Genomic DNA, 21,241 nt, shown 5'->3' with positions numbered 1-21,241 from the left:
AAGTAGGAGACGACTAGACATGGCGCGTTACACCGGGGCCGACTGCAAGCGTTGCCGTCGGGAGAAGCAGAAGCTCTTCCTCAAGGGAGCCAAGTGCGAGAGCGCTAAGTGCCCGATCGAGATCCGTCCTTACCCCCCGGGTGAGCACGGGCGCGGGCGCACCAAGGACAGCGAGTACCTGCTGCAGAAGCGCGAGAAGCAGAAGTGCGCGCGCATCTACGGGGTGCTGGAGAAGCAGTTCCGCGGTTACTACAACGAGGCCAACCGGCAGTCCGGCAAGACCGGTGAGAACCTGCTGCGTATCCTCGAAACGCGGCTGGACAACGTGGTCTACCGGGCCGGCTTCGCCAAGTCCCGCGACCACGCCCGCCAGCTGGTCCGGCACGGCCACATCACGGTCAACGGGCGCAAGACCGACATCCCGTCGGCCCGCGTCGTGCCGAACGACATCGTCGAGGTCCGCCAGTCCTCCCGGAACCTGACCCCCTTCCAGGTGGCGCAGGCGGAGGCCGGCGACAGGACCGTCCCGGCGTGGCTGGAGGCGATCCCGTCGAACCTGCGGATCCTCGTGCACAGCCTGCCCGAGCGCCAGGTGATCGACACCCAGGTGCAGGAGCAGCTCATCGTCGAGCTCTACTCGAAGTAGTTCTTCGGGGCAGTGCTCGCGGGTGCGGGCGGTACGGCACGTTTGTGGCGTACCGCCCGTATCCTGGTCAGTACAGCGGACGTCAAATAGCGGGCGTCCACGACTGAAGGAACACACACATGCTGATCGCTCAGCGTCCCTCCCTCACCGAAGAGGTCGTCGAGGAGTACCGCTCCCGGTTCGTCATCGAGCCGCTGGAGCCCGGCTTCGGCTACACCCTCGGCAACTCCCTCCGCCGTACGCTCCTCTCCTCGATCCCGGGTGCGGCAGTCACCAACATCCGGATCGACGGCGTCCTGCACGAGTTCACCACCGTGCCGGGCGTCAAGGAGGACGTCACCGACCTCATCCTCAACATCAAGCAGCTCGTCATCTCCTCCGAGCACGACGAGCCCGTCGTGATGTACCTGCGCAAGCAGGGCCCGGGCGTGGTGACCGCCGCCGACATCGCCCCGCCGGCCGGCGTCGAGGTGCACAACCCGGACCTGGTCCTGGCCACGCTGAACGGCAAGGGCAAGCTGGAGATGGAGCTGACCGTCGAGCGCGGCCGCGGCTACGTCTCCGCCGTGCAGAACAAGCAGGTCGGCCAGGAGATCGGCCGGATCCCGGTCGACTCCATCTACTCGCCGGTGCTCAAGGTCAGCTACAAGGTCGAGGCGACCCGCGTCGAGCAGCGCACCGACTTCGACAAGCTGATCGTCGACATCGAGAGCAAGCCGTGCATGCGCCCCCGCGACGCGGTGGCCTCCGCCGGCAAGACCCTGGTCGAGCTGTTCGGCCTCGCCCGCGAGCTGAACATCGACGCCGAGGGCATCGACATGGGCCCGTCCCCCACGGACGCCGCCCTGGCCGCGGACCTGGCGCTGCCGATCGAGGAGCTGGAGCTCACGGTCCGCTCGTACAACTGCCTCAAGCGCGAGGGCATCCACTCGGTAGGCGAGCTGGTGGCCCGCTCCGAGGCGGACCTCCTCGACATCCGCAACTTCGGCGCGAAGTCGATCGACGAGGTCAAGGCGAAGCTGGCCGGCATGGGCCTGGCCCTGAAGGACAGCCCGCCCGGATTCGACCCGACGTCGGCCGCCGACACGTTCGGCGCCGAGGACGACGCCGACGCGGGTTTCGTGGAGACCGAGCAGTACTGAGCAGCACTGAGCGGCACTGAGCAGTGCTGATGTCCCGGGGGGCGGCCGCCCCCCGGACCCCGATCACCGGTACCTGACACGGCCGGTGCGGTAAAGGAGAAACACCATGCCGAAGCCCACCAAGGGCGCCCGTATGGGTGGCGGCGCGGCGCACGAGCGCGCCATGCTGCGGAACCTGGCCACCGCTCTCTTCGAGCACGGCCGCATCACGACGACCGAGGCCAAGGCCCGCCGGCTGCGTCCGTACGCCGAGCGACTGGTGACCAAGGCGAAGAAGGGCGACCTTCACAACCGCCGGCAGGTCATGCAGGTGATCTCGGACAAGAGCGTGGTGCACACGCTGTTCACCGAGATCGGCCCGCGGTACGAGAACCGGCCCGGTGGCTACACCCGGATCACCAAGATCGGCAACCGTCGCGGCGACAACGCCAAGATGGCGGTCATCGAGCTGGTCGAGGCGCTCACCGTCAAGCAGGAGGCGGTCGGCGAGGCCGAGGCGGCGACGAAGCGCACCGCGAAGGACGCCGCCGGCGACGAGGCGGCGGCGGGTCTGAAGAAGGACGCGGCGGAGGCCGCGGCCGACGACGCCGAGGTCGAGGACGCCAAGCCGGAGGCCGCGGCCGAGGCGGCCGAGGGCGGCGAGGCCGACGAGTCCGGCGAGGGCAAGGACGCCAAGGACGCCTGACGCGCGTTTCGTGCATGTCGACGGGCCCGTTCCCCTCCGGGGGAGCGGGCCCGTCGCGCTGGGAGGAACAAAGCTGTGAGTGACGAGGTGGCGGACGGCTTCGTACGGGTGCGGCTGGACCTGTCGTACGACGGGAGCGGCTTCTCCGGCTGGGCGCGGCAGCGCGAAGGGCAGCGGACCGTGCAGGAGGAACTGGAGACCGCGCTCCAGGTCGTACTGCGGCAGCCGGGGCCGTACGAGCTGACGGTGGCCGGGCGCACCGACGCCGGAGTGCACGCGCGCGGACAGGTCGCGCACGTCGACCTGCCGGCGGACGTGTGGACCGGGCAGGGCACGGGCACGGGCGCGGGCGCGGGCACGCGGGGCGCCAGCGGAGCGCCGGGCGAGGTGCTGCTGCGGCGGCTCGCCGGGCGGCTGCCCCACGACGTGCGGGTGTGGCGGGTGACGGAGGCGCCGCCGCACTTCAACGCCCGGTTCTCGGCGATCTGGCGGCGCTACGCCTACCGGGTCGGCGACGACCCCGGCGGCGTCGACCCACTGCTGCGCGGCCACGTGCTGTGGCACAACCGGCCGCTGGACGCCGAGGCGATGAACGCGGCGGCGGAGCGGCTGCTCGGCGAGCACGACTTCGCGGCGTTCTGCAAGCGGCGGGAAGGCGCGACGACGATCCGGCGGCTGCTGGAGCTGCGCTGGGAGCGGCGGGCGGACGGGCTGCTGGAAGCGACGGTGAAGGCGGACGCGTTCTGCCACAACATGGTGCGGGCGCTGGTCGGCGCGATGCTTTTCGTCGGCGATGGGCACCGGGAGCCGGAGTGGGCGGGGCGCGTGCTGGGGGCCGCGGTGCGGGATTCGGCGGTGCAGGTGGTGCGGCCGCACGGGCTGACGCTGGAGGAGGTGGGGTATCCGGCGGAAGCGGAGCTGGCGGCGCGGAACCGGGCATCGCGGCGGGTACGGACGCTGGGCACGGGGTAGCCCCCCACCCCGCCCCTCCCCGAACCCGGGGGCCGCGCCCCCGGACCCCGTGCGGGGGCTGCGCCCCCGGGCCCTCTGCGGGGGCTGCGCCCCCGGACCCCCGGCGGGGGCTGCGCCCCCGGGCCCCCTGGGGGCTTCGCCTCCAGGCCCCCTGGAGGGCTTCGGCCTCGGGCCCTGTGCGGGGGCTTCGCCCTCCGGGCCCCCTGCGGGGCTTCGGTCCTGGGCCCTGTGCGGGGGCTTTGCCCCCCGGGCCCCGTGTGGGGGCTTCGGCCTCGGGCCCCCTGCGGGGGGCTATGGCCCCGGGTCCCGTGCGGGGCTGCGTCCCCCCGGGCCCCCTGTGGGGGGCTGCGCACCCAGGCCGCCTGGAGAGCTTCGGCCTCGGGCCCCATGCGGGGGCTGCGCCCCGGGCTGCTGTGGGCTTCGGCCCCGGGCCCTGTCTGAGGGCTTCGGCCTCGGGCCCCTTGGAGGACTTCCGTTCTGGGCCCTGTGTGGGCCTCCTCCGAGGGCTTCGGCCCTGGGAGCCTGTGGGGCTTTGCCCCCGCCCCCGCCGGCTCCCGGCCTCCGCCGCCTCGCGGGTGACGTGCTGTCGCTGTGCCGTGTGGCGTGGCCCTTCGTGGGCACCGCGTCGGTTGGGTGGTCCCATGCGTCTCAAGGCCGTCTTCTGCGTCCTCCTCCTCACCCTCGTCGCCGGCTGCGCCGCCTCCTCCGGCGCCGCTCCGCCCGCCCGCCGCGGTGGCTGCGACGGCGTCGACGACTGCCTCTCCCGCATGACCCTCGCCGAGAAGGCGGGTCAGATGATCCAGCTCCAGAACGCCTTCCTCGACGATCCCCGCGACCTCGCCCGCCTCGGCGTCGGCGCCATGCTCAGCGCCGGCGACGACGGCGGCCCCCGCCGCGGTGGCAACGACGCCGCCGCCTGGGCCGGCATGGTCGAGCGCTTCCAGCGCGCCGCCCTGCGCAGCAGACTCCGCATTCCGCTGCTCTACGGCGCCGACGCCGTGCACGGCATGAGCGGCGTCACCGGGTCGGTGATCTTCCCGCACCACATCGGCATGGGCGCCACCCGCGACCCGGGCCTCGTCGAGCGCGCCGAGCGTGTCGCGCGGGACGAGACGCTGGGCGCCGGGGTGCGGTGGGCGTTCACGCCGTGCGTGTGCGTGCCGCGGGACGTGCGGTGGGGGCGGACGTACGAGGGTTACGCCGAGGATCCCGGGGTCGTCGGCGAGCTGGGCGCCGCCTCCGTGCGGGGGTTTCAGGGCGACGCGCTCGGGCCCGGCTCCGTCCTGGCCACCGCCAAGCACTTCGTCGGCGACGGCGGCACCGCCTTCGGCAGCGCCGCCGGGGAGGGCCGGCTGCTCGACCAGGGCGACGTACGGGTCGGGGAGGCCGAGCTGCGCCGGGTGCACCTCGCGCCGTACCGCGACGCGATCGCCGCCGGCGTGGGCTCCGTCATGGCCAGCTACAGCAGCGTCCACGGCGTCAAGACCCACGGCGACCGGCGGCTGCTCACCGGCGTGCTCAAGGGCGAGCTGGGCTTTGACGGCTTCGTCGTCAGCGACTACGACGCCGTGCAGCAGCTCCCCGGCAAGGACCTGGCCGCCCAGGTCGCCCGCGCGGTCAACGCCGGCATCGACATGGTCATGGTCTCCCGGGACTACCGCGGCGTGCACCGGGCGATCGTCGAGGGTGTGGAGAGCGGTGACATTCCGCGCAAGCGCGTGGACGACGCCGTGCGCCGCATCCTGGACGTCAAGGAACGCCTCGGGCTCTTCGACGACCCCTTCACCGACCCCGCCCTGACCGCCGAGGTCGGCTCGCCCGCGCACCGGGCCGTCGCCCGGGAGGCGGTACGGGCCTCGCAGGTGCTCCTCCGCAACGAGGGCGGCGCGCTGCCGCTGCCGCGGCGCGGCTCGTACCGCATCGTCGTCGGCGGCAACGGCGCGGACGACCTGGGGCGGCAGCTCGGCGGCTGGTCGGTCGGCTGGCAGGGCGGTACGGGGCGGACGACGGAGGGGACGACGTTCCTTCAGGCGCTGCGGCGGGCGACGGCCGGGACGGACATCGAGGTGGCGACGGAGGGGCGGGGCGACGTCGGGATCTGGGTGGGCGGCGAGGACCCGTACGCGGAGTGGTTCGGGGACTCCGGGACGCTGGCGCTGGGGGAGCAGAACGAGGCGGACCTCGCGGACGTGTGCGGGCGCGCGAAGACGTGCGTGGGCGTGCTGTACTCCGGGCGGCCGGTGGTGCTGGGGGACGCGCTGGAGCGGACGGACGCCTTCGTGGCGGCGTGGCTGCCGGGTACGGAGGCGCGGGGGATCACGGACACGCTGTTCGGGGCGGGGTTCCGCGGGCGGCTGCCGGTGACGTGGCCGCGGCGGGCGGCGGACGCGGCGGTGTCGCGCGCGCCGGGGGCGGACCCGCTGTTCCGGTACGGGCACGGACTGCGGCCGTACTGAGGGGCGCGCCCGGTACGAAGCGCCGTACCGACCGGCGGCCCCCTCCCCCTACCGGGCCGGGAACAGCTGCCGGAAGCCGTCGCGCCACGTCGGATGCGCCGGCCGCCACCCCAGCTGGCTCTTCGCCTTGTCGTTCGCCGCCCCCCTGCCGTCCGTCATCACCTCCGCCACGAACGGCCCGGCCGCCAGCCGCGCCAGCCACACCGGCACCCTTCGCGGCGGCCGCGCGCCCATCGCCGCCGCCAGCCGCGGCACCCACTCCCGCTGCGCCGCCGGGTCGTCGTCGGTGACGTTGTAGATGCCCGGGGCGCCGCGCTCGACCGCCGCGGCCGTCGCCTCCGCGGCGTCGTCGATGTGGACCAGCGACATCACGCCGTCGCCGCTGCCCACCACCGGGAGGCGCCGCTTGCGTACCATCTCCGCCTGCTCGCCGCCGGGGAAGAGGGACGTGCCGGGGCCGTAGAAGCCGCCGTAGCGCAGGACGAGGCCCTCGATGCCGGGGGCGGAGGTGACGGCGTCCTCCAGGTGGCGGATGGCGGCGAGGGTCTGTTCGGCGCCGCCGGGCGGGGAGGGGTCGAGCGCGTCCTCCTCGGTCTTGATCCGGCCGCCCTCGCGCGCGTACGGCCAGCCGGCGAAGCTCTGCGCGACGAACCGCCGGGTGCCGGCCGCCGTCGCCGCGGCCAGCAGGTTGTCGGTGCCCTCGGTGCGCAGCCGGTTGGTGCCGGCGAAGGCGTTGTCGAGGCGGCGGAGGTCGCGGGCGCGCACGTCGATGCCGGAGGACAGGGCGGTGGCCTCGTGGACGAGCACGTCGGGGGCGGTGTCGCCCACGGCCTCGTGTACGGCCGCGGCGTCGAGTACGTCGAGCACGACCGGCTCCGCGCCGGCCGCCCGCAGCCGCTCCTTCTTCGCCTCGCTCGTCGTGGTGCCGACGACGGTGTGGCCGGCCGCGGTGAGCAGCGGCACCAGGCGGCTGCCGAGGGCGCCGGTGGCGCCGATGACCAGGATCCTCATGTCCCCAGCCGACCACCGCACCCGGCTGCGCACCACACCGGCTGCGCCTTTCGGTGGGTGCCGCCCCCCGGATGGGCCGCGGGCGGGCGGGGTCTACTGCTCCGTGGACTTGAGCGCCTGCTCCCGGCCGCGGTCCATGATGCGGCGGTACACGTACGCGCCGGTGTCCCGGACCGCCTCGCTGGTCGGGGTGTCGTCGGCGGTGACGGCCTTGCCGTTCACGTAGCCGGCGATGGTGAAGTAGGCGTAGCGGCCGAGGGTGTTGCTCGTGAGGCGGCAGGCGGTGGCGCGGCAGAACTCGGGCACGCCGTCGCCGGGCAGCGACTCCAGGTTGCCGTTCGCCTGCTCGGCGGCGCGGCCTGCGGGGCCCTCGTCGGCGAAGACGGCGACGCCGACGGTGACGGCGCTGCCGTCGCGGGTGAAGGTGGCGCGGATGAGCCGGTCGCAGCCGTTGGCGGTGAGGACCTTGCCGAGCTTGGTGGAGGCGGCGGCGGTGCACGTGCGGGTGCTGTGGGTGGCCCGGCGCTCGTACGTGTGGCCGCTGACGGTGATCTTCGCGTTGGGGAAGAAGCTGTCGACGGTCAGCGGGGCCGTGTCCTTGTCGGCGGAGGCGATGAACTCCTTGGGGTCCGGCGGCGGGGCGACGGACGAGAACGACGGGTCGCCCTTGCCGCTGTCGCTCGCGGCGCCGGATATCCGGTCCTTCGAGGCGCTGCTCGACGGGTCGTCGTCGCCCCCGGAGGTGGTGACGACGGCCGCGGCCACGGCGCCCGCTATCACCACCGTGGCCACGGCGCCGCCGACGATCGTGAGCAGCCGCCGCTTGCGGCGCCGCTCGGCCGCCGCGGAGTCGGCGAGCGCGCCCCAGTCGGGCGCGGGCCCGCCGGATCCCGGCGGGCCGAAGCCCGATCCCTGCCCCTGCCCCCCGGGGCCGCCGTAGCCCCCCTGCCCGAAGCTCATGGCGGGCATCTTATCCGGGCGCGCCGGCACCCGGACGGCGGTGCCGGGGCCGGTGGGGGCGGGGTGGCCCGGTGAGCGGGGAAAACCCGTTTCACCGCGCCGCCGCGGGCCGCGAGGATGGGGGCATGGGACATCTGGAGGCCGCGCACCTGGAGTACTACCTGCCGGACGGGCGGCCGTTGCTCGGCGGCGTCTCGTTCCGCGTCGGCGAGGGCGCGGCCGCGGCGCTGGTGGGGGCGAACGGGGCGGGGAAGACGACCCTGCTGCGGCTGCTCGCCGGCGAGTTGCAGCCGCACGGCGGCAGCGTGGCGGCGGGCGGCGGGCTGGGTGTGATGCCGCAGTTCGTCGGCTCGGTGCGGGACGAGCGTACGGTGCGCGACCTGCTGGTGTCCGTCGCCCAGCCGCGGATCCGTACCGCCGCCGCGGCCGTCGACGAGGCCGAGCTGGCGATCATGGAGCGGGACGACGAGCCCGCCCAGCTCGCCTACGCGCAGGCGCTGAGCGACTGGGCGGAGGCCCGGGGGTACGAGGCCGAGACGCTGTGGGACAAGTGCACGACGGCCGCGCTGGGCGTGCCGTACGAGCGCGCCCAGTGGCGCGAGGTGCGCACGCTGTCGGGCGGCGAGCAGAAGCGGCTGGTGCTGGAGGCGCTGCTGCGCGGTACGGACGAGGTGCTGCTGCTCGACGAGCCGGACAACTACCTGGACGTGCCCGGCAAGCTGTGGCTGGAGCACCGGCTGCGCGAGACGCCGAAGACCGTGCTGTTCGTCAGCCACGACCGGGAGCTGCTGGCGCGCAGCGCGGAGAAGATCGTCAGCGTGGAGCCGGGCGCCGCGGGCAGCGACGTGTGGGTGCACGGGGGCGGCTTCGGGACGTACCACGAGGCGCGCAGGGAGCGCTTCGAGCGGTTCGAGGAGCTGCGCCGGCGCTGGGACGAGGAGCACGCGAAGCTCAAGCGCCTGGTGATGATGTACAAGCAGAAGGCCGCGTACAACGCCGAGATGGCCTCGCGCTACCGGGCCGCGCAGACGCGGCTGCGGAAGTTCGAGGAGGCGGGCCCGCCGCTGGCGCCGCCGCGCGAGCAGGACATCCGGATGCGGCTGCGCGGCGGGCGGACCGGGATGCGCGCGATCACCTGCGTGGACCTGGAGCTGACCGGGCTGATGCGGCCGTTCTCGCTGGAGGTCTTCTACGGCGAGCGGGTCGCGGTGCTCGGCTCGAACGGCTCGGGGAAGTCGCACTTCCTCCGGCTGCTGGCCGGGGACCCCGCGGGCGGGGCCGTGGCCCACACCGGGACGTGGAAGCTGGGCGCGCGCGTGGTGCCGGGGCACTTCGCGCAGACCCACGCGCACCCGGAGCTGCGGGGGCGCTCGCTGCTGGACATCCTGTGGAAGGACCACGCGAAGGACAAGGGCGCGGCGATGCCGGCGCTGCGCCGGTACGAGCTGGACCGGGCGGCGGAGCAGCCCTTCGAGCGGCTTTCCGGCGGTCAGCAGGCGCGGTTCCAGATCCTGCTGCTGGAGCTGGCGGGGGCGACGGCGCTGCTGCTGGACGAGCCCACGGACAACCTGGACCTGGAGAGCGCGGAGGCATTGCAGGAGGGGCTGGAGGCGTACGAGGGGACGGTGCTGGCGGTGACGCACGACCGGTGGTTCGCGCGCAGCTTCGACCGCTACCTGCTCTTCGGCGCGGACGGCCGGGTCCGGGAGACGCCGGAGCCGGTGTGGGACGAGGGGCGGGTGGCCCGGCGGCGCTGATCCGCGGCGGTCCGGGGGCCCGGGGCGGTGCGGGGGTGTTTTGACCTGGTGCCGCGGGCCCCGGTATTCTGCTGGATTGTTGTGCGTATTGGCTGCTCGTTCTCACGCGTGAGGCCGTTACGCCTGGTCCACCAGGACGATTGATCAGCGATCAGCCGTCGGTTTGCGTCGCCGGCGCGGTCTACTGCTGCCGTGATCTCCGGGTGACCTTGTCAGAGAACACCCACTGAAGAAGCGAAGGCTACGACCGTGCGTACGTACAGCCCCAAGCCCGGCGACGTCCAGCGTCAGTGGCACGTCATCGACGCCACCGACGTCGTACTGGGCCGCCTGGCCTCCCAGGTCGCCCAGCTGCTGCGTGGCAAGCACAAGCCGGTGTACGCGCCTCACGTCGACGCTGGTGACTTCGTCATCATCATCAACGCCGACAAGGTGCACCTCTCCGGCAACAAGCGGACCCAGAAGCTGGCCTACCGCCACTCCGGCTACCCCGGCGGTCTCCGCTCCGTCCGCTACGACGAGCTGCTGGACAAGAACCCGGAGAAGGCCGTCGAGAAGGCCGTCCGCGGCATGCTCCCGAAGAACACCCTGGGCCGTCAGATGCTCAGCAAGCTGAAGGTGTACCGCGGTGCCGAGCACCCGCACGCCGCCCAGCAGCCGGTCCCGTACGAGATCACCCAGGTCGCGCAGTAGTCCCGGCCACACCCCTAGAGACAGAGAAGCTGAGGAGAATCGTGGCTGAGACCACCGCTGAGGCGCCCGTCGAGGACGTCGAGGAGTACACCACCGAGACGCCCGCCGAGGACTACACCACCGAGTCGGTCGCGGCGCACTTCGGTGACCCGCAGCCGGCCGCGGGCACCGGCCGCCGCAAGAACGCCATCGCCCGGGTGCGCATCGTCCCCGGCTCCGGCAAGTGGAAGATCAACGGCCGCACGCTTGAGGGCTACTTCCCGAACAAGGTGCACCAGCAGGAAGTCAACGAGCCGTTCAAGGTGCTGGAGCTGGACGACCGTTACGACGTCGTGGCGCGCATCGCCGGCGGCGGCATCTCCGGCCAGGCCGGCGCGCTGCGCCTGGGCGTGGCCCGCGCGCTGAACGAGGCGGACGCCGACAACAACCGCGGCGCGCTGAAGAAGGCCGGCTTCCTGACCCGTGACGACCGCGCGGTCGAGCGGAAGAAGGCCGGTCTGAAGAAGGCCCGCAAGGGGACGCAGTACAGCAAGCGCTGATCATCGTACTGCTAGTGTGCTCAGCCCCGGCGGCCCCCGGAGAGATCCGGGAGGGCGCCGGGGCGCGCTTGTATGGTCGGCATACGGTCGGCGGGTATGGTCACGTAAGGACTTTTTACGGTCTGTAGCCGATCGTATTCGCTCAGATTTGAGCACTCGCGAGCACTCGGAGGAGATCAGTGGGACGACTCTTCGGCACCGATGGCGTGCGCGGCGTCGCCAACGCGGACCTCACCGCGGAGATGGCCCTCGGGCTGTCGGTGGCGGCGGCACACGTGCTCGCCATCGCCGACACCGCCCGGCCCGCCGGCCAGCGCCCGAAGGCGGTGGTCGGGCGCGATCCACGGGCGTCCGGAGAGTTCCTGGAGGCGGCCGTCGTCGCCGGACTGGCCAGCGCGGGCGTCGACGTGCTGCGCGTCGGCGTGCTGCCGACCCCCGCGGTCGCGTACCTCACCGGCGCGCTCGGCGCCGACCTCGGCGTCATGCTCTCCGCCAGCCACAACCCGATGCCCGACAACGGCGTCAAGTTCATCGCCCGCGGCGGCCACAAGCTCTCCGACGAGCTGGAGGACGCCATCGAGGCGCTGTACCGCAAGCACGCGCGCGGCGAGCCGTGGGAGCGCCCGACCGGCGCCGGCGTCGGCCGCGTCGAGTCGTACGAGCAGGGCTTCGACACCTACGTCGCCCACCTGCTCGGCGTGCTGCCGCACCGCCTCGACGGGCTCAAGGTCGTCGTCGACGGCGCCAACGGCGCCGCCGCCCGCGTCTCCCCGGAGGCGTTCCAGCGCGCCGGCGCCGAGGTCGTCCCCATCGGCACCGACCCCACCGGCCTCAACATCAACGACGGCTGCGGCTCCACCCACCTCGACCAGCTCAGCGCCGCCGTCGTCGAACACGGCGCCGACCTCGGCGTCGCCCACGACGGCGACGCCGACCGCTGCCTCGCCGTCGACGCCGCCGGCCGGGAGATCGACGGCGACCAGATCCTCGCCGTGCTCACACTCGGCCTGCGCGAGGCTGGCCGGCTGCGCAAGAACACCGTCGTCGCCACCGTCATGTCCAACCTCGGCTTCAAGCTGGCGCTGGAGCGGGAGGGCGTGGCGCTGATCCAGACCGCGGTCGGCGACCGCTACGTGCTGGAGGAGATGAAGCGCGGCGGCTACGCGCTGGGCGGCGAGCAGTCCGGCCACGTCATCGTCCTCGACCACGCCACCACCGGCGACGGCACGCTCACCGGCCTGCTGCTCGCCTCCCGGGTGGCGGCCACCGGCCGGCCGCTGGCGGAGCTGGCGGCGGTGATGGAGCGGCTGCCGCAGGTGCTGGTCAACGTACGGGACGTGGACAAGGCCCGCGTCGCCGACTCCGCGGAGCTGCGCCAGGCGGTCGTCGAGGCGGAGCGGGAGTTGGGCGCCACGGGGCGGGTGCTGCTGCGGTCGTCGGGGACGGAGCCGGTGGTGCGGGTGATGGTGGAGGCCGCGGACATCGACCAGGCCCGGTCGGTGGCGGGGCGGCTGGCGGACGTGGTGAAGTCGGCGCTGGGCTGAGGGCGCTGGGCTGGGAGCACTGGGCTGGGGGCACTGGGCTGAGGGCGCGGCCCCGTACGCCGTACGGGACCGGGTGCCCCCGGCCGCGTACGGCGTACCGCGCTCAGAGCCCCCGGTGCCCGTGGTGGTGCGCCGCGCGCGACTGCTGCACGCGGTGCACGTGCTCGCCGAGCGTCTGCTCCGTGTGCCAGGCCCAGAACCCCTTCTGCACCAGCAGCGTCAGCGTCCCCGCGACCACGATGCCCAGCAGGTTGAGCAGCAGCTGCCCGGACGAGCCGCGGGCCTGGTCCCACTGGCCGTAGCTCAGCGCCACCGCCGCGTTGGCCGCCGCCGGCACCGTCGTCACCGAGATCGCGACGCCGACCAGCGCCCCCGACTTCGACGACGTCAGCGACAGCGTGCCGGCCGCACCCGCCAGCAGGGCCACCACGAACGAGAACCGGTCCGGCGCCCAGATGAACCCCGTCTGCGGCCGCGCCGCGTCCAGATGCCCCGCCGTGAACATCCCGAAGGCGTCCATCACCGTGCTGAACGCCACCGTCAGCGCCATCGCCACCGCGAACCCGGCGAGCAGCGCCCCCAGCGACCGCCCCGCCAGCCGCGGCCGCCGCTGCACCAGCGCCACGCACACCCCCGCCACCGGCCCGAACTCCGGCCCCAGCGCCATCGCGCCGACGATGAGGATCGCGCTGTCGATCATCACCCCGCACGCGGCGAGCAGCGTCGCGACCCCGAGCATGGCGAGGAACGTGACCGACAGCGCCGACTCCTCGTGCGTCTCCTCGACCAGCGACTCCCACACCACCGCGTCCGCCGCCTCCCCCGGGGCGGCCTCCTCGGCCCGGTCGGCGCGGCGCGAAAGCGTCAGGCCGACGTGGTCGACGCAGACGGCCCCGTCGTCGTACAGCCCGCGGCCGCGCAGCTCCCCCAGCAGCCTGTCCGCGGCCTCGCGGGCGACGTCGCACATCACGACGTCGCCGGCGGGGTCGAGGGAGGCGCCGCGGAGCACGGCGAGGTGGGCGGTGCCGACGGTGTCGCGCAGCAGCCCGACGACCTCGTCGGTGCGGGCCGCGGGGCACTGGATCCGCAGGTGCAGCATGGGGGGAGGCTAACGGCTGCGGGGGGCGGGTCCCGCGCACTCCGCGCCCTCCTTGCCCTCCTTGGCCCTCCGCGTGCTACAGCTTGCGCAGGGAGAGCCGCTGGACCGTGTGGTCGGGTCCCTTGCGGAGGACGAGGGTGGCGCGGCCGCGGGTCGGGGCGATGTTCTGGCGCAGGTTGGGCTCGTTGATGGTGCGCCAGTTGCGTTCCCCGTACGCCGTCGCCTCGGCCTCCGGGACGTCGGCGTAGCGGCGGAAGTACGAGAGCGGGTTCTGGAACGCCGTCTCGCGCAGCGTGCGGAACCGCTCCATGTACCAGCGCGCGATGTCCTCGGTACGGGCGTCGACGTACACGCTGAAGTCGAAGAAGTCGGCGAGCGCGACGCGGGTGCGGCCGTCGTGGCCGGGGAGGGCGGGCTGCAGGACGTTGAGGCCCTCGACGATGAGGATGTCCGGGCGCTGCACCTTCAGCCGCTCGCCGGGGACGATGTCATAGGTGAGATGCGAGTAGACGGGGGCGGTGACCTCGTCCTTCCCGGACTTCACGGCGGCGACGAAGCGGGTCAGCGCGCGGCGGTCGTACGACTCGGGGAAGCCCTTGCGCGCCATGAGCCCGCGGGCCTCCAGCTCGGCGTTGGGCAGCAGGAAGCCGTCGGTGGTGACCAGCTCCACGCGCGGGTGCTCGGGCCAGCGGGCCAGGAGCGCCCGCAGCAGCCGCGCGACGGTGGACTTCCCCACGGCGACACTGCCGGCGAGACCTATGACGAAGGGGGTGCCGGCCTGCGGTTTCGCGGTCCCGCCGGGGCCGCCGAGGAAGGTGTTGACGGCGTTGCGGAGGCCGTGGGTGGCGCCGACGTACAGGTTGAGCAGCCGGGAGAGCGGCAGATAGACGTCCCGTACCTCGTCGAGGTCGACCACGTCCCCGAGGCCGCGCAGCTCTTCGACCTCGGCGGCGCTCAGCGGCAGCGGGGTCCGGTCGCGGAGGGCGCTCCACTCGGCGCGGGAGAGATCGACGTAGGGGGAGGAGCTGTACGTGCTCGACGGCGAGGCCACGGGGCCATTGTGCGCGGGGCCGGGCGGGCGCGCGCGGGTGGGGTCGCCGTACCTCTGGTCTGGACCGGAGCGGAAGGCTAGGGTTCGTATGCGTATTCGAATCCTGGGCGTTCGGGGGCGAGATGTCCGTACTGCATGCCGTATGGCGCCGAAGACCGAACCGGTCGGCGGCCGCCCGAGCCGCGCGGGAGCAACTCGCGGGCCGGATCCTCGAAGACCTCGCGGCGGCGCTGCCCGACGAGGACCTGGGGGAGGACCTCGCGGAGTCGCTGGAGCTGTACCGGGTGGGCAGCAAGCCGCGGTGCGAGGAGGTCGAGTACCTGGACCTGCTGGAGGAGGCGGTGGAGCGGCTGGCGTGGGGCAGATGAGCCCCTCTGGGCTTGCTCTGCCGCTCAGCCCTCCGCGATGACGACGGCGGAGGCGACGCCGGCGTCGTGACTCAGTGACACGTGCCAGCTGCGCACCCCCAGCTCCGCGGCGCGCGCGGCGACGGTGCCGCGTACGCGCAGATGGGGCCGCCCGTTGTCGTACACGCACACCTCGGCGTCGTGCCAGTGCAGCCCCGCCGGCGCCCCCAGCGCCTTCGCCAGCGCCTCCTTGGCCGCGAACCGCACCGCCAGCGAAGCCACCCCCCGCCGCTCCCCGTCGGGCAGCACCTGCTCCGCGGGCAGGAACAACCGGTCGAGCAACTCCGGCGTCCGCTCCAACGCGGCCCCGAACCGCCCCACCTCGGCGACATCGATGCCGACTCCGACGATTCCGCTCATGCGCGGCAGGGTAACCGGTGACGCCACCGCGCCGCGGCGCTGTCAGGGTGCGACCGCCGCTTCCGAGCCGCGGCCGTCAGGGACGGGCCCGTACCGAACGATCGCCCAGACGGTCTTGCCGATGCCGGAGGCCCGCGGGGCCACTCCCCACGCGTCGGCCAGCGCGTCCACGATCCGCAGCCCCCGGCCGCCCTCCGCCTCGTCAGGCGCGCGCATCACGGTGGGTGGCGTGGAGGCGGCGTCATCGACCTCCACCTGCAGTCGGCCCGCCCCGCGGGTGATCCGTACGAGAAAGCGACGGCCGGGTACGCGGCCGTGTCGCACGGCGTTGCCGGTGAGCTCGGCCACGACCTGCGTGGCGTCGCAGATGGCCGCCTGGCCGACACCCCAGGCGGCGAGGGCGGCGGCGACGTCCCTACGCGCTTGGTGGGCCGTGCGCGGGCTGGGTTCATACATGCGTCCCCAGGTGCTGAACGGAGGGTTGACGGGACTGGGGGACACGGTGGGCCGTAAGGGCGTGGTGGGCATGGTGCCTCGCTGAATGGTGAGCGCGATCAGTAGTGATGCCGCGACTCATAGTGGTCCGGTGGACCGGTCCAGTCAAGCGACGCTCAGTGATCTCCGCCCATCGGGTACTGGTCGCTGCGTTCCCACAACTCCCCGGGCGTGACGCCCTCTTCGCACACCAGCGGCCGCCCGTCGCCGTCGTACGCCGTGTGCAGCTCCACCGCGACCGCCAGCGGCAGCGCCCGTTCCAGCCGCTCCGCCTCCGCCGCCGTGGCCAGCCGCACGCCCGCGGTGTCGACGCCGCGGGCCGGCGGGCGGCCGGTCCGGCGGGTCACGTAGTGCGTGGTGCCCTCCGCCAGCGGGCCCGCCTGCGCCAGCCGGGGGCACGCCTCGGCCACGTCCGGGGGAAACCACGCGCTCACGTACGTCAACGGGGTGTCGTCCTCCAGCACCACCAGCCGGTCCCTGCGCAGCGCCCGCCCACCGGGCCCCAGCTCCAGCGCCTGCGCGATGTGCGGCGGCGGCTCCTCGTCACCGGGGCGCCCCACGCGGCGGAACGGATGCCCGCCCGCCAGCCGGCTGCTCCCCGAAGCCCGGTGCCCGGCAGGCCGGGCCAGCGGCGTCTCCACGACCCTGAAGCCCTGGCCCTGCCGCTCCCGGTCGATCACCCCGTCGAGTCGCAGCACGTCCATCGCCTTGATGGCGGTGGCGCGCGAAACGCCCCATCGTTCACACAACTCCCGCTGCGAGGGCACCAATGCGCCGGGCGTCAACTCGCCTTCGGTGATCCGTGCCCGGATCCAGTCCGCGATCTGCTCGTACTTCAGCACGGCCATGGGCCCTCCTGATGCTTTCCGCTCGAAACTGGACTGGTCCACCGGTCAAGGTAGAGCATGGCCGACATGAGCCTCGATCCCCAAGTCGACCCCGAAATCCTGCACTTCTACGGCACCGAGTTCGACGAGGCCACGCGGCTCACCGGGGCCGCGGACGGGCGGCTGGAGCTGGTGCGTACACGGGAGCTGCTGCGGCGGCATCTGCCGGGGGCACCGGCGGACGTGCTCGACGTGGGCGGCGGGCCGGGAGCGCACGCGGCGTGGCTGGCGGGGGACGGGCACCGGGTGCACCTGGTCGACCCGGTGCCGCGGCACGTCGAGGCCGCGCGCCGCGCCGGGGTCGACGCGGAGGTGGGCGACGCCCGGGCGCTGCGGGCGGCGGACGGCTCGTACGACGTGACGCTGCTCCTCGGGCCGCTGTATCACCTGCTGGAGCGCGCCGACCGCGACCTCGCGCTCGCCGAGGCGCGGCGCGTCACCCGCCCCGGCGGCCTCGTCGCCGCCGCGGCGATCGGCCGGTACGCCTCCGTCTTCGAGCACACTGCGACCACGCTGCTCACCAAGGACCGCGTCCACGACGCCGTCCGCGACATCCTCACCACCGGCCGCCACGACCCGGGCCGCAAGGGGTTCACGGCGGCCTATTTCCACACGGCAGCGGGGCTGGAGGACGAGATGCGCGACGCGGGGCTGGGCGAGGTGAAGGTGTACGGGGTCGAAGGGCCGGGGTGGGCCCAGTTGAAGTCGGTCGAGCAGCACACGGGGCGGCCGTTGCCCGCGGACCACCCGGCCTTCGAAGCCGCGCTGCGCGCGGCGCGGCTGGCGGAGGGGCATCCGGAACTGCTGGCGGCGGCGTCGCACCTGCTGGCTGTGGCCCGGCGCTGAGGGGGCGGTGCGGGGGCGCCGGGGCGTGTCCGGATGCTCGCGCTGAGTGGTGGTTGCCGTTGCTTTGACCACGGGGGAGGTGACAGCGTACGGGCTGAGTGGAACGCCGTATCCGACCTGAGGAGATAAGCCGCATGACCGAGGCCGAAGCATCCAACGGAGACTCAGAGCGCGCGCGCAGCCAGCCTGTGGGCGTCGGCTTTACAATCGGCTGCACCGCGGTCTTCGCACTGATGTTAGGTGGCGCAGTCGGCGCTTTTATGCTGCTGGTGTTGGCATTTGACGATGTCGTACCTGACGATGGAATTCCAGCGCTCTTTACCGGGGGAGTGGCGGGCGGCGGCGTTTCCATGCTCTTCATCGCCTTGACCGTCATCGGCATGGTGAGCGGAACTCCGGAACATCCGCGTATAGCGTTCCGGGAAGGGTTGCACCAGATCGCCGGAACGCTCTTTATCTGTGTGCTTCCGGCCATCGGGTCGGTCCTTCCGGCCCAAGCCGGAAGGTTGTTCCCGCCATTTATGGTGGGTCTCCTCTCGCTCGTCTTTGTCGTTGGTGGTTTCATCCTCCTCGGTATCCTGTTTCCCTGGGCGCGTCTGGGACGCGGCAAGCAGCGTGCGATGTGGCGTAAATCAGGAAAGGCGGAGAGTTAGGGCCACCTCGTCGGCAAGGGCGCACAGCAATTCGCCCAGGCCGGTGGCGTTCCACCTCATGAGCAGTTCCAAGGCGCTGTCCGGATGCTGATCGGGAAGCACGTAGTAGGCAACCCCCTCGACCGTCTGTGCGGTACCGTCGCCGATGCTCTCAGGCTCCAGCCGGTGTTCGCGCACGGCAGTGCCCACGGGAAGGTCGACCGTCGTAAGTTCCGGCGGGCGGAACAGGGGAGATTTGACGTGTGCGGCGGCCTCCCGAAGGTGGGCCAAGTCGTACTCTCGGGGTGCCAGATGCAGCTCCCGCAACTGGAGCAGTGCCAAAATTGGTTCCTGCCGAGGCGCCAGTACTGCGGCCGATATTGCGTTGCGCGCGACGGCGGCCGCCGTGCACGAAACGATGTCCGCGGCGAATGCTTCGTGGAGTACGGCACTCCGCTGGTCACCGAGGTGACCCTGTGCAGTCGAGAGCGCCCATGCCTCGGTGTCGGGTGCACCTAGGTCAAGGGCGATCCAGTTCTCCGGAATCGGCATCGATACGGAGCAGTGGGACCAGCCGTGCTCGTTGTCTGTCACAGCGGCAGCCTCCCGGACTGGCCGAACATGAACTCGTCGACGAAGGATCCATCAGCGGTGGCCATTCCCGCCTCCCTGATCGTCTGGCTGTCCATGTATCCACCGGCACCCATCGCACCGAGGTAGGCCCCGGCGAATCTGTCCGCCTGTCTGAAAGCATCGGGAGTCCCGATTTCGGCAAGTGTGGAGCGACTGATGGCGTTGATACGGGCCATCTCGTCGACCGAGGCGGCGTCGTCCCACATGGCTCCGGCGCCACGAATGCCACCGGACTGCCACGCACTTCTCAGCGAAGCGAAGTGATCGCCTGCGCGCATGCTTCCCCGCCAACTCGAACCGATCGTTCTCAGATCGCTGACGAAGTCGCCGCGCAGGCCGCCGAAGGCGGTGCGGAGCGAGACGTCGGGCCTCGAAACGGCCCCCAATCGGGCTCCCTGTCGAGGTCCCACCAGCTGCTCGACGCGCGCACGTCGCTGCGCCGAGTTCAGCTGGGGCGCGGTGCGTCGCACGTACGCGTTGGCGGCGTCCCACGCCCTGGCCCGTCCCCCCAGCGCGCTCACCCTGGCGGCGGTCATGCAGACGCGGCCGATGCCGAAGGTGGCGATTCCGATGACGTCCGCCGCAATGTCCATCCACGTCGCGTCGCCGTTGATGGCGAGCGCAATATGGCAGACCAAGGACACGGCGGTGGCGATGAGCGCGATCGTGCCCATGACCCCGGCGATTGGCTGGCCGATAACGGGGATCCACCCGAGGAGTAGTGCCACGACGCCACAGAACGCGGCGATCAGCCCCGCCACGTTGGCGATCGCCGTCAGGGCGCCGGAGATGTCGTCCAGGAAGCCGTCGTTCAGGCCGTCGCCTTCCACCGCCTCCCTGATCCGGCGGGCCGCCGTGTCGCCCGCGTCCTCGTGCCATGCCTTCAGCGGCTCCAGGCGGCGGCGGATCGCCGCCAGGTGGGCTTCCGCGTCCTCCGCCTTGAAGTCGAGCTTGTCCAGGGCCTCGGCGCCCGCGTCCTGCGGCGGGCTGTCCGCCTTGTTGCGGGCCTTCTTCGCGTCCTCGGCGGCGATTTCGGCCTGGGCGAGGAGGCGGTCGGCCTCGTCCTGGATCTGTTCGAGGTCGGTCCAGAACTCCTTCACCGCCGCGCCCGCCTCCGCGTAGCGGCTGTGGGCGCTGCGGACGGTCTCGGCCGTCGACCTGGCCTTCGCGGAGAACTCGAAGCCCGCCGGCGAGTCCCAGCTCTTCAGGTCGCCCAGGCGTTCCAGGGCCGCCGCCGTCTCCTTGATGGTCTCGGCCGTACTGCTGAGGCGGCGGGCGAGGGTTTTCAGTTCGGCCACGTCGCCGGGGACCGGGTCCTCCGCCTCACCCAGGGGCTCCCACTTCCAGTCGGCGGGGCGGCTCATTTCTTACCGCCCTTGGGCTTCTTGCCGAGGAGTGAGTCGACGAGCTGGGTCTCGATCTCCCGGTACGCCTCGCCCGCCTTCTGGGCGACCTCGCCCAGGCCCATGATCTCGTCGACCATCTTCGCCCTGGTGTCGTCCCAGCCGTCCGAGAAGTCCTGGAGTCGCTCCCAGAGCCACTGGTGGCCGACGGTCTTCCGGTCGTACTGGCCCATGTACCGGTCGAGTTGCTCGAACTCGATCGCCACCCGCCGCATGCCCGAGCCCGCGGTGATCAGGTCCTCGGTGTCGACCTTGAGCTTGTCCCCCATCAGCCGGCCGCCTCTCCGGCCGTGGCCGTCCGGGGCCAGCGCAGGGTGCCGGCGACGGCGTCGAAGAGCCCCGTCATCTCGTCGGCCAGCGGCTCCAGCGGGGTGCTGAACGTCAGCAGCAGCAGCTCCGGACGGCCCGGTACGGGGACGAAGTACTCCACGATCGTGTCCGCGAACGTGCTGCCCAGCTTCTGGGTCTGCCTGCTGCGCTCGGTCCGCCGGCGGCGGGTCGCGCGGCCTGCCGCCGGGAGGTCGACCTCGGTGGCTCCGCCGCGGGCCGTCAGGGCCGTGGCCGTACGGAGGGGGTCGGCGTGTTGCGGTACGAGGGACACCAGCAGGGAGGCGGAAAGGGGGACTCCCGCGGCGTCTAAGTAGGATAAGTACAGGGTTACGCCGCCCTGTTCGGCACCGGCCGCCGCGGCGCCCTGTAATTCCTCCTCCGTCTTGCGGCGCAGGATTGGCTGGTTGTCGACACCCGTGAATTGCCGGTCCACCATCGCCTTGATGGACGCCGTCCGCTGTGCGGCCGGGTGGAGCGGGATTCGATACCAGTCCGCCGGGGTGAGCAGTCCGAAGCCGGTTCCTGAAGTAATGGCGTGCGTCGTCATCGTCCTTCTCGGGGAATCGGGGGAAGCGGGCATCAGAAGAGATCATGCCTCTGCGTGATCGACTGATTACCCTAACGTCCGGGTGGTCGGGAGTACCACCTCGTTCGGTGTCCCCGGCCAAAGTTGGCGAGGGTCGGCCACCCACC

At 72.5% G+C, this 21,241-nt stretch carries 23 protein-coding genes; 12 read left to right on the top strand and 11 right to left on the bottom strand.

Features of this window, described 5'->3' with window-relative positions:
• Window positions 1–19 precede the first annotated feature (19 nt).
• The 5 genes from rpsD (at window position 20) to ACHZ99_RS32000 (ending at window position 5,901) form a co-directional block, all read left to right on the top strand.
• Window positions 20–646: a 30S ribosomal protein S4 gene (gene rpsD, locus ACHZ99_RS32020; protein WP_420308346.1), complete on the top strand. Its 627-nt coding sequence runs from the start codon at window positions 20–22 to the stop codon at window positions 644–646.
• Window positions 647–765: 119 nt separating this feature from the next.
• Window positions 766–1,788, top strand: coding sequence for a DNA-directed RNA polymerase subunit alpha (locus ACHZ99_RS32015; RefSeq protein WP_420308345.1), 1,023 nt, complete (start codon window positions 766–768; stop codon window positions 1,786–1,788).
• Between the two features lie 106 nt (window positions 1,789–1,894).
• Window positions 1,895–2,473: a 50S ribosomal protein L17 gene (rplQ, locus tag ACHZ99_RS32010; RefSeq protein WP_420308344.1), complete on the top strand. Its 579-nt coding sequence runs from the start codon at window positions 1,895–1,897 to the stop codon at window positions 2,471–2,473.
• 75 nt (window positions 2,474–2,548) lie between these two features.
• The gene (gene truA / locus ACHZ99_RS32005) at window positions 2,549–3,445 is read left to right on the top strand and encodes a tRNA pseudouridine(38-40) synthase TruA (RefSeq protein WP_420308343.1); all 897 of its coding nucleotides are present in this window, start codon (window positions 2,549–2,551) and stop codon (window positions 3,443–3,445) included.
• Between the two features lie 641 nt (window positions 3,446–4,086).
• Window positions 4,087–5,901, top strand: coding sequence for a glycoside hydrolase family 3 protein (locus ACHZ99_RS32000; protein WP_420308342.1), 1,815 nt, complete (start codon window positions 4,087–4,089; stop codon window positions 5,899–5,901).
• 48 nt (window positions 5,902–5,949) lie between these two features.
• Here the strand turns inward: ACHZ99_RS32000 and ACHZ99_RS31995 are convergent, their stop codons facing one another.
• Both ACHZ99_RS31995 and ACHZ99_RS31990 read right to left on the bottom strand, forming a co-directional pair.
• On the bottom strand, window positions 5,950–6,912 hold the full coding sequence (locus ACHZ99_RS31995) for an NAD-dependent epimerase/dehydratase family protein (protein WP_420308341.1): 963 nt from the start codon (window positions 6,910–6,912) through the stop codon (window positions 5,950–5,952).
• A gap of 93 nt (window positions 6,913–7,005) precedes the next feature.
• Window positions 7,006–7,872, bottom strand: a complete 867-nt coding sequence (locus ACHZ99_RS31990; protein ID WP_420308340.1) for a hypothetical protein — start codon at window positions 7,870–7,872, stop codon at window positions 7,006–7,008.
• A 125-nt stretch (window positions 7,873–7,997) separates the two neighbouring features.
• Between ACHZ99_RS31990 and ACHZ99_RS31985 the strand changes: the two genes are divergently transcribed.
• The 4 genes from ACHZ99_RS31985 (at window position 7,998) to glmM (ending at window position 12,405) form a co-directional block, all read left to right on the top strand.
• A complete protein-coding gene (locus tag ACHZ99_RS31985; protein WP_420308339.1) occupies window positions 7,998–9,629 on the top strand; it encodes an ABC-F family ATP-binding cassette domain-containing protein in 1,632 nt (543 codons plus the stop codon).
• A gap of 249 nt (window positions 9,630–9,878) precedes the next feature.
• Entirely contained in the window at window positions 9,879–10,322 is a 444-nt protein-coding gene (gene rplM, locus ACHZ99_RS31980) for a 50S ribosomal protein L13 (RefSeq protein WP_420308338.1), read from the top strand.
• A 41-nt stretch (window positions 10,323–10,363) separates the two neighbouring features.
• Window positions 10,364–10,861 carry a 30S ribosomal protein S9 gene (gene rpsI / locus ACHZ99_RS31975; RefSeq protein ID WP_420308337.1) on the top strand — a complete coding sequence of 166 codons (498 nt, stop codon included), beginning with the start codon at window positions 10,364–10,366 and terminating at the stop codon, window positions 10,859–10,861.
• A 179-nt stretch (window positions 10,862–11,040) separates the two neighbouring features.
• Window positions 11,041–12,405, top strand: a complete 1,365-nt coding sequence (gene glmM, locus ACHZ99_RS31970; protein WP_420308336.1) for a phosphoglucosamine mutase — start codon at window positions 11,041–11,043, stop codon at window positions 12,403–12,405.
• Between the two features lie 103 nt (window positions 12,406–12,508).
• On the opposite strand, the gene ACHZ99_RS31965 is transcribed toward glmM, so the two are convergent.
• Together ACHZ99_RS31965 and coaA are read right to left on the bottom strand one after the other, a co-directional pair.
• Window positions 12,509–13,504, bottom strand: coding sequence for a DUF389 domain-containing protein (locus tag ACHZ99_RS31965; RefSeq protein WP_420308335.1), 996 nt, complete (start codon window positions 13,502–13,504; stop codon window positions 12,509–12,511).
• A gap of 76 nt (window positions 13,505–13,580) precedes the next feature.
• Entirely contained in the window at window positions 13,581–14,555 is a 975-nt protein-coding gene (gene coaA / locus ACHZ99_RS31960) for a type I pantothenate kinase (RefSeq protein WP_420308334.1), read from the bottom strand.
• A gap of 122 nt (window positions 14,556–14,677) precedes the next feature.
• Here coaA and ACHZ99_RS31955 point away from each other — a divergent pair, with 122 nt between their 5' ends.
• Window positions 14,678–14,923: a hypothetical protein gene (locus ACHZ99_RS31955; RefSeq protein WP_420308333.1), complete on the top strand. Its 246-nt coding sequence runs from the start codon at window positions 14,678–14,680 to the stop codon at window positions 14,921–14,923.
• 24 nt (window positions 14,924–14,947) lie between these two features.
• Here ACHZ99_RS31955 and ACHZ99_RS31950 read toward each other — a convergent pair whose 3' ends face one another.
• The 3 genes from ACHZ99_RS31950 to ACHZ99_RS31940 form a co-directional block, all read right to left on the bottom strand.
• A complete protein-coding gene (locus ACHZ99_RS31950) occupies window positions 14,948–15,322 on the bottom strand; it encodes a holo-ACP synthase (RefSeq protein ID WP_420308332.1) in 375 nt (124 codons plus the stop codon).
• A 42-nt stretch (window positions 15,323–15,364) separates the two neighbouring features.
• A complete protein-coding gene (locus tag ACHZ99_RS31945) occupies window positions 15,365–15,778 on the bottom strand; it encodes an ATP-binding protein (RefSeq protein ID WP_420308331.1) in 414 nt (137 codons plus the stop codon).
• A gap of 155 nt (window positions 15,779–15,933) precedes the next feature.
• The gene (locus tag ACHZ99_RS31940) at window positions 15,934–16,665 is read right to left on the bottom strand and encodes a GntR family transcriptional regulator (RefSeq protein ID WP_420308330.1); all 732 of its coding nucleotides are present in this window, start codon (window positions 16,663–16,665) and stop codon (window positions 15,934–15,936) included.
• A 66-nt stretch (window positions 16,666–16,731) separates the two neighbouring features.
• Between ACHZ99_RS31940 and ACHZ99_RS31935 the strand changes: the two genes are divergently transcribed.
• Window positions 16,732–17,550, top strand: coding sequence for a class I SAM-dependent methyltransferase (locus tag ACHZ99_RS31935; RefSeq protein ID WP_420308329.1), 819 nt, complete (start codon window positions 16,732–16,734; stop codon window positions 17,548–17,550).
• A gap of 134 nt (window positions 17,551–17,684) precedes the next feature.
• Window positions 17,685–18,203 (top strand): hypothetical protein, encoded by a 519-nt coding sequence (locus ACHZ99_RS31930; protein ID WP_420308328.1) that lies wholly within the window; start codon window positions 17,685–17,687, stop codon window positions 18,201–18,203.
• Here ACHZ99_RS31930 and ACHZ99_RS31925 read toward each other — a convergent pair.
• Genes ACHZ99_RS31925 through ACHZ99_RS31910 form a run of 4 tightly spaced genes read right to left on the bottom strand, consistent with a single transcriptional unit; the run spans window position 18,183 to window position 21,095 of the window.
• The gene (locus ACHZ99_RS31925; RefSeq protein WP_420308327.1) at window positions 18,183–18,776 is read right to left on the bottom strand and encodes a hypothetical protein; all 594 of its coding nucleotides are present in this window, start codon (window positions 18,774–18,776) and stop codon (window positions 18,183–18,185) included. The two genes, ACHZ99_RS31930 and ACHZ99_RS31925, sit on opposite strands and share 21 nt — an antisense overlap.
• Entirely contained in the window at window positions 18,773–20,179 is a 1,407-nt protein-coding gene (locus ACHZ99_RS31920; RefSeq protein ID WP_420308326.1) for a hypothetical protein, read from the bottom strand. Before ACHZ99_RS31920 ends, ACHZ99_RS31925 begins: the two co-directional genes overlap by 4 nt.
• Window positions 20,176–20,487, bottom strand: coding sequence for a hypothetical protein (locus ACHZ99_RS31915; protein WP_420308325.1), 312 nt, complete (start codon window positions 20,485–20,487; stop codon window positions 20,176–20,178). Before ACHZ99_RS31915 ends, ACHZ99_RS31920 begins: the two co-directional genes overlap by 4 nt.
• Window positions 20,487–21,095 carry a hypothetical protein gene (locus ACHZ99_RS31910; RefSeq protein ID WP_420308324.1) on the bottom strand — a complete coding sequence of 203 codons (609 nt, stop codon included), beginning with the start codon at window positions 21,093–21,095 and terminating at the stop codon, window positions 20,487–20,489. The genes ACHZ99_RS31915 and ACHZ99_RS31910 overlap by 1 nt, the downstream gene beginning before the upstream one ends.
• Window positions 21,096–21,241: the final 146 nt, after the last annotated feature.

The sequence above is a fragment of the Streptomyces sp. MAR4 CNX-425 genome (assembly GCF_048656465.1).
Classification (GTDB): domain Bacteria; phylum Actinomycetota; class Actinomycetes; order Streptomycetales; family Streptomycetaceae; genus Streptomyces.
This window is presented reverse-complemented; position numbering and strand designations above follow the sequence as displayed.

Excerpts from the sequence above, each read along its gene's own strand:
- ACHZ99_RS31965 (WP_420308335.1), bottom strand. The coding sequence starts at position 13,504 with ATGCTGCACCTGCGGATCCAGTGCCCCGCGGCCCGCACCGACGAGGTC.
- ACHZ99_RS31915 (WP_420308325.1), bottom strand. The coding sequence starts at position 20,487 with ATGGGGGACAAGCTCAAGGTCGACACCGAGGACCTGATCACCGCGGGC.
- ACHZ99_RS31920 (WP_420308326.1), bottom strand. The coding sequence starts at position 20,179 with ATGAGCCGCCCCGCCGACTGGAAGTGGGAGCCCCTGGGTGAGGCGGAG.
- ACHZ99_RS32000 (WP_420308342.1), top strand. The coding sequence starts at position 4,087 with ATGCGTCTCAAGGCCGTCTTCTGCGTCCTCCTCCTCACCCTCGTCGCC.
- ACHZ99_RS31995 (WP_420308341.1), bottom strand. The coding sequence starts at position 6,912 with ATGAGGATCCTGGTCATCGGCGCCACCGGCGCCCTCGGCAGCCGCCTG.
- rplQ (WP_420308344.1), top strand. The coding sequence starts at position 1,895 with ATGCCGAAGCCCACCAAGGGCGCCCGTATGGGTGGCGGCGCGGCGCAC.
- ACHZ99_RS31945 (WP_420308331.1), bottom strand. The coding sequence starts at position 15,778 with ATGTATGAACCCAGCCCGCGCACGGCCCACCAAGCGCGTAGGGACGTC.
- ACHZ99_RS31950 (WP_420308332.1), bottom strand. The coding sequence starts at position 15,322 with ATGAGCGGAATCGTCGGAGTCGGCATCGATGTCGCCGAGGTGGGGCGG.
- ACHZ99_RS31935 (WP_420308329.1), top strand. The coding sequence starts at position 16,732 with ATGAGCCTCGATCCCCAAGTCGACCCCGAAATCCTGCACTTCTACGGC.
- ACHZ99_RS31955 (WP_420308333.1), top strand. The coding sequence starts at position 14,678 with ATGTCCGTACTGCATGCCGTATGGCGCCGAAGACCGAACCGGTCGGCG.
- ACHZ99_RS32015 (WP_420308345.1), top strand. The coding sequence starts at position 766 with ATGCTGATCGCTCAGCGTCCCTCCCTCACCGAAGAGGTCGTCGAGGAG.
- rpsD (WP_420308346.1), top strand. The coding sequence starts at position 20 with ATGGCGCGTTACACCGGGGCCGACTGCAAGCGTTGCCGTCGGGAGAAG.
- ACHZ99_RS31930 (WP_420308328.1), top strand. The coding sequence starts at position 17,685 with ATGACCGAGGCCGAAGCATCCAACGGAGACTCAGAGCGCGCGCGCAGC.
- ACHZ99_RS31940 (WP_420308330.1), bottom strand. The coding sequence starts at position 16,665 with ATGGCCGTGCTGAAGTACGAGCAGATCGCGGACTGGATCCGGGCACGG.
- ACHZ99_RS31985 (WP_420308339.1), top strand. The coding sequence starts at position 7,998 with ATGGGACATCTGGAGGCCGCGCACCTGGAGTACTACCTGCCGGACGGG.
- ACHZ99_RS31990 (WP_420308340.1), bottom strand. The coding sequence starts at position 7,872 with ATGAGCTTCGGGCAGGGGGGCTACGGCGGCCCCGGGGGGCAGGGGCAG.
- ACHZ99_RS31910 (WP_420308324.1), bottom strand. The coding sequence starts at position 21,095 with ATGACGACGCACGCCATTACTTCAGGAACCGGCTTCGGACTGCTCACC.